At 73.1% G+C, this 6480-nt stretch carries 3 protein-coding genes; 2 read left to right on the top strand and 1 reads right to left on the bottom strand.

The window, feature by feature from the left end:
* Positions 1–105: 105 nt before the first annotated feature.
* Complete coding sequence (locus VF794_RS21915; protein ID WP_331113458.1) at positions 106–2415, top strand: PAS domain S-box protein; 2310 nt, start codon at positions 106–108, stop codon at positions 2413–2415.
* A complete protein-coding gene (locus tag VF794_RS21910; RefSeq protein ID WP_331113456.1) occupies positions 2412–4217 on the top strand; it encodes an OPT family oligopeptide transporter in 1806 nt (601 codons plus the stop codon). The genes VF794_RS21915 and VF794_RS21910 overlap by 4 nt, the downstream gene beginning before the upstream one ends.
* On the opposite strand, the gene VF794_RS21905 is transcribed toward VF794_RS21910, so the two are convergent.
* The coding region (locus VF794_RS21905; RefSeq protein ID WP_414640939.1) for an ATP-binding protein at positions 4201–6480 on the bottom strand (2280 nt) is incomplete at its 5' end. The genes VF794_RS21910 and VF794_RS21905 overlap by 17 nt on opposite strands.

The raw sequence follows: 6480 nt of genomic DNA, 5'->3' as shown, positions 1-6480 counted from the left end.
CGGATGAATGGGGGCGGACGCCACCGGCACGCGATCAGGCGACGTATTTAGCGCCTCGCGTCTGCTGGATACTCCGGAAGCGACGAACTCCTGCCCTCGGGAAGAATGCCCATGAAGATGATGGACGATCTCACGATGTGTGGAGGGCCCGCGCAGCCACTCCCGTCCTCGGAGAGCGCGTGCCTCATCCTCACCAGCACCACGACGCCAGCGGCGATCGGGAAGGTCTTTCGTATCGAAGGACCGGAGCAGGTGCTGGGCCGAGGCGCGGACGCGGGTTTCCAGATCAACGATCACGGCGTGTCGCGCCGGCATGCGCGGATCACCCGCACGGCCGAGGGCGGCTTCCACATCGCCGACCTGGGCTCCACCAACGGCACCTACGTCAACGGGGTGCGCATCGCCTCGTCGGAGCTGCACGAGGGGGACCGCGTCCAGATCGGCACCGTGACGGTGCTGCGCTTCTCCATGCGCGAGCTGGTGGAGCAGGGCGAGGAGCAGCTGCGGCAGGCGCTGAGCGCGGCGCGCGTGGGCATCTGGGACTGGAACGCCGTCACCGGCGCGGTGACGTGGTCCGAGCAGGTGGATCGGCTGCTGGGCCTGCCGGTGGGCGCGCTGTCGGGGCGCCCCACGGATCCGTCCGAGGTGGTGCACCCGGGAGATCTGCCGCGCGTGCGCGAGGCGCTGGCCGCGGCGCTCGCCCAGCGCACGCACCTGGACGTGGAGTACCGCATCGAGGTGGCGGGTGCGCGCGGCCGTTGGCTGTCCTGCAAGGGGGACGTGCTGTGCGACGAGCGCGGCACCCCGGTGCGGATCACCGGCACGGTGATGGACATCACCGAGCGCAAGCTGGCCGAGCAGGAGCTGCGCCGCCAGGCCCTCATCTTCGAGAGCCTGTGCGAGGGCGTCGTCGTCACGGACCGCAACGGGCGGATCATCGACTGGAACGCGAGCGCGGAGAAGATGTTCGGCCGGGGCAAGGCGGAGGCGCTCGGGCAGACGCTCTTCTCGCTGCTGCACCCGGGCGAGGAGGACAAGCGCACCGGCGAGGTGCTCGCGGCGCTGGAGCGCGACGGCCGGTGGACGGGGGAAATGGACTTCAAGCGCAACGACGGCGTGCAGTGCTACTGCGAGTCCGTGGTGGCGCCGTTGCGCGACGCCGAGGGCCGGACCATCGCCCATATGATGGTGCACCGCGACACCACCGAGCGCCGCCTGCTCCAGTCGAAGCTCCAGATGGCGGATCGGCTGGCCTCGGTGGGCACGCTGGGCGCGGGCGTGGCCCATGAGATCAACAACCCGCTGGCCTACATGCTCGTCAACCTGCACCTCGTCTCCGAGGGGCTGGAGCGGCTGAAGGGCTCGGCGGCGGGGAAGGACGTGGAGCCGCTGCACCAGGTGGTGCGCGAGACGATGGAGGGCGCCGAGCGCATCGCCTCCATCGTGAGGGACCTGAAGACGTTCGCCCGCGGCCAGCAGGAGGATCGCCTGGGGCCGGTGGAGGTGAGCCGGGCGGTGGAGCTGGCGTGCAAGATGGCGGACAACGTCATCAAGCACCGCGCGCGGCTGGTGACGCAGTTCGAGCCGGTGCCCTCGGTGCAGGGCAACGAGTCTCGCCTGTGCCAGGTGTTCCTCAACCTGCTGCTCAACGCGGCGCACGCCATCCCCGAGGGGGACGCGAAGGACCATGAGATTCGCGTCATCATCCGCGAGGGCAACGCGGGCGAGGTGGTGGTGGAGGTGCGCGACACGGGCATGGGGATGACGCCGGAGGTGCAGGCGCGCATCTTCGATCCCTTCTTCACCACCAAGTCGGTGGGCGAGGGCACGGGGCTGGGGCTGTCCATCTGCCACGGCATCGTCGACTCCATGGGCGGGCGCATCGGCGTGGAGAGCGCGCCGGGCCGGGGCAGCAGCTTCCGCGTGTTCCTGGGCGTGGCGGGCACTCCGGTGGAGACGCGGTCGGAGCCGGCGCAGGCGCCCGTGCCGGGCCGGGCGCGCCTCCTGGTGGTGGACGACGAGCCGTACGTGACGCGTGCGCTCCAGCGCTCGCTGTCGCCCGAGCACGAGGTGGCGACCGTGAATGGGGCCCGCGCCGCGCTCAAGCTGCTGGACCAGGGCAACCGCTACGACCTCATCCTCTGTGACGTGATGATGCCGGGGATGACGGGCATGGACCTGTACCTGGAGCTGAGCCGCACCGTGCCGGATCAGGCGCAGCGCATCGTCTTCATGACGGGTGGGGCCTTCACCCCGCGCGCGTTGAGCTTCCTCCAGGAGGTGGCCAACCCGAAGCTCAGCAAGCCGCTGGACCTGCGCCAGCTCCGGGCGCTGGTGGGACGCTCCGCCCAGTCGGCGGCTCCGGCCACCCAGACGGTGCCCCCGCTCACCGCCCTCGTGGGAGGCGTGAGATGAGGGACGGGAAGGGAAGACGCTCCGGGGCGGCCCCCGTGCAGGCCCCGGGCGAGTCCACACTCCCCCCGCTCCACCCTGTCTCCGAGCCGAGGCCCGTACCGCCCGAGCTGACGGTGCGCGCGCTGGTGGCGGGAGGCCTCTGCGGCGCGGTGCTGGCCGTCACCAACCTCTACACGGGGTTGAAGACGGGCTTCTGGGAGTCGGGGTGCGTGCTGTCCTCGCTGCTGGCCTTCGGAGGCCTGTCGGTGGCGGCCCGAGGCAAGGCCCCGCTCTCCCCGCTGGAGACGAACCTCTCCATGACGACCGCCGTCTCGATGGGCGCCATGCCCGCGAGCGCGGGGCTGCTGGGCGCGGTGCCCGCGCTCGCGCTCCTGGGCTGGCAGCCGCCGGGCTGGACGGTGGCGCTGTGGGGCGTGGGGCTGGGGACGCTCGGCGTGCTCTTCGCCTTCTCGTTGCGGCGGCGCCTGCTCGAGGAGGAGGCCCTGCCGTTCGCCACCGGCGCCGCCACCGCGGAGCTGATCTCCACGCTGCACTCCACCGGCTCGGCCTACGCGGCGCGGGCCCGGGGGCTGTGGATGAGTGGCCTCGTGTCCGGGGTGCTCGCCTGGCTGCGGGATGCACGGGGCCTGGTGCCCGCCGCGTCGATGCTGCCCGGCTCGCTGCGGGTGGGGGGCGTGGGCGCGGACAGCCTGCTGCTGGGCGTTGGCTGGAACCCCATGCTGCTGGGGGTCGGCATGCTGGTGGGGCCCCAGGTGGGGTTGAGCATCCTGCTGGGCTCGCTGGTGGCGTGGACGGGACTGGCGCCCTGGCTGGTGCGCGAGCGGATGGCGGCGGCGGAATACGGCCCCCTCTCCGCGTGGCTCCTCTGGCCCGGCCTGGGGTTGATGGTGGGCGCGGCGGCCACGTCGCTCGCCTCCCAGGTGCGTGCCCTCCCGGCCGTGCTCGCCGATCTGCGCGGGCTCGGACGGCGAGGCGAGGGTTGGGAGGCCACGGCGGGCCAGTGGGTGTCGAGGATGGTGTTGCCGGCCCTCCTCCTCACCGGGGCGATGGGGTGGTTCGCCTTCCAGCTCAACCCCCTCCACTTCCTGCTGGCGCTGGTGCTGGCCTTCCCGCTGTGCGCGGTGTGCGCCCGGGCGACGGGCCAGACGGACATCGCGCCCATCAGCCCGGTGGGGCAGCTCGCGCAGCTGGGCTTCGGCCTGGTGACACCCGGGCAGGCCGGCCTCAACGTCGCCGCCGGCGCGGTGGTGTCGGGTGCCGCGGCGCATACCAGCGGCAGCCTGTGGTCGCTCCAGGCCGGACGCCTGCTGGGGGCCAACGCCTCGCGCCAGCTCCTCGTCCAGCTCTCGGGTTTGCTGCTGGGCGCCGCCGTGTCCGTCCCCACCTACTTCCTGCTCGTGTCCGCGTACGAGCTGCGCTCGGAGGAGCTGCCCGCTCCCACGGGGCAGCAGTTCAAGGCCGTGGCGGAGCTCTGCTCCAAGGGCCTGGAGGGCATGCCGCCCGCGTCCACGTTGGCCCTGGGACTGGCCTTCGCGCTGGGCGTCGCGCTGTCGGCGGCCGCTCGCGGGCGGCTGGCGTACCTGCTGCCCTCGGCGGCGGCCATGGGCATCGGCTTCTTCGTGCCGGCCTACTTCGCGGTGACGCTCTGCCTGGGTTCGCTGCTGGCCGCGGGTGTGAGCCGGCTGCGGCCCTCCGCCACCCAGACGGTGCAGTCGGCGGGGGCGGGCGCCATCGTCGCCGAGTCCCTGATGGGTGTGCTCATCGCGGCGCTGCTCTCGCTGGGCCTCATGCGGCCGGGTTGAGGCGCGCGCGCTCCAGGCTGCGTCGGAGCCTTCCCCGCATGACGTTGGGGATGGTGTCGGCGCGGCGCATCGCCTCCTCCAGCAGGCGCACGGCCTCCTCCCGGTCTCCCCGCCGCAGCCAGGCCAGCCCCCGCAGCTCCAGCACCTCCAGCGGCTCCTGCTCCACGGATACCTCGCTGGAGCGCGCCAGCAGGGCCTCCCACTCCGCGGAGGAGGCCTCGCGCGTGGCCAGCTCCACGGCGGAGAAGATGACCTCCTCGGAGGGGCTGAACTCCGCGCCGCTCTGCTTGAGCGTCCGGCGGATGTCCGTCAGCAGCTCCCGCGCCTTCTCGTCCTGCCCGCTGTAGGCGAGCGTCCGCGCCTGGAGCAGCAGCGCCCAGGGTCTCGGGGCCATCTCCGGGTGGTGGCGCTCCAGCTCGATGGCGCGGCGGATGTGCGGGGCCGCCGCCTCCGGATCCCCCGACTGGTAGAGCAGCTCGCCCATGTTGTGCTCGGCGAAGTACTCCCAGCCCACCATGCCCAGCTCGCGCCCCAGGTGCATGAAGCGCTCCTGGTCCTGCATGGCGCCCTGGAAGTCATTGCGCGCCACCCACAGGTTGCGGCGATTGTTGATGGCGCTGCCCAGGTGGAGCCGATCTCCGCGCTCGGTGCAGGCGGCGATGACCTCCTCGAAGATGCGCTCCGCCTCGTCGATGCGGCCGAGGTTGGGGAGGATGACGCCCAGCAGCAGCTGCGCCACCACGTGCGACTCGTAGCCCGCGTCGCCCAGCTTCAGGGCGCGCTCGGCCGCCTCCTGGAGGGGCTCGCAACACTCCTCCCACTGGCCATTGCGGAACTGCGCGCGCCCCAGGGCCAGCAGCAGCCGCACCTGGAGCAGTGGCGACTGGAGCTTCAGGGTGAAGGCCATCTCCTGGGCCTTGTACACCCGCTCCTCCGAGCGCCCGTAGTCGTTGATCCAGTCGTAGGCCATGGCCTCGTCCAGCAGCAGATCCACCTCGTCCGTCACCGCCTCCAGCTGCCGGGCCAGCTCGCGCGCCGCGGCGAAGTCCGCCAGCGAGTCCTCGTACCGTCCCACGCGGTAGCGCATGAGGCCCCGCCCCCGGAGCACGGTGAGGCGGCGGCGCCGGTCGTCCGCGTCCAGCAGCTCCAGGGCGCGCGTATAGGTGGACTCCGCCTCGATGTAGGCGTGCCGGCCGCGCGCGGACTCGGCCAGGTCGATGTAGAGGGCGGCGGCCTCGTCGCGCAGGCCGGCGGCGGCGGCGTGCAGGGCCAGGCGGGGCAGGCGCTGGCGCTCGGTGGCGCTCGCCTTGCTCTGGTAGAAGCGGAAGGCGGCGCGGTGGATGCGCATGCGGTCCGCCTCGGGCAGGGCGTGCTCCACCGTGGCGCGCAGCAGCTCGTTGCGGAAGCTCAGCCCCTCCTGGCGGTGGGACACGAGCAGGCCCAGGTCCAGCAGCCGACGCGTGGCATGGCGGGGATCCAACGGGAAGTCCGCCGCGCCCCCGTCCTCCTCCAGCGCGTGCACCACCCCCTCGGCCTCGGCGGCGGTGAAGTCCGGGCCGAGCAGCGCGCACAGCCGCGCGTGCGCCGCGAGCTCCACCGGGAGGGCTCCCAGCTCGCGGTCCGCCAGCCACTCCACCAGCCGCAGGTCCGGCATGCGGTCCAGCTCGTCCGTGGCGAGGTACCAGCTGCCGCCACTGACGCGCTGACGCACCAGCCCCTGGCGCTTGAGGCCGCGCACCAGCTCCACGAGGAAGAGGGGGACGGACTGGGCGCGCTCCACGAGGCGCTCGAGCGCGGCGGCGGGGACGTTCTCCGCCGGGCGCAGCAGGGTGCGGCACAGCTCCGCCGCGCTGCTCGGGGCGAGGGGCCCGAGCGGCAGCACGTGGCGGCGGGCGGCGCGCGTACCCCAGGAGGGCCGCAGGCGCTCGAAGCCCGGGCGCGCCAGCACGCACACCCACAGGGGGAGGCGGGACTCGGCGAGCGCGGCGAACTCCAGCGCGTCCAGCGCCGTCTCCTCGGCGTACTGGGCGTCGTCGAGGATGAGGCACAGGGGTTGGCTCCGGGCCCGTGCGGCCAGCAGCTCACCCGCGGCGCGCATGGCCAGCGAGCGCAACGCACCAGGGGCCGCGGCCCAGTTCTGGAGCCCGGCGGCGCCCGGGGCGAGCCACCCCAGGGTGGAGGCCACGCCGGGCCACAGCTCGGCGGCGAGCTGCGGTCCCAGCAGCTCGTAGCAGGTGCTGCGGCCCCCGTCCTCGGAGCCCGT

The sequence above is a fragment of the Archangium sp. genome (assembly GCF_036389735.1).
In the GTDB taxonomy this organism is placed as follows: Bacteria; Myxococcota; Myxococcia; order Myxococcales; family Myxococcaceae; genus Archangium.
This window is presented reverse-complemented; position numbering and strand designations above follow the sequence as displayed.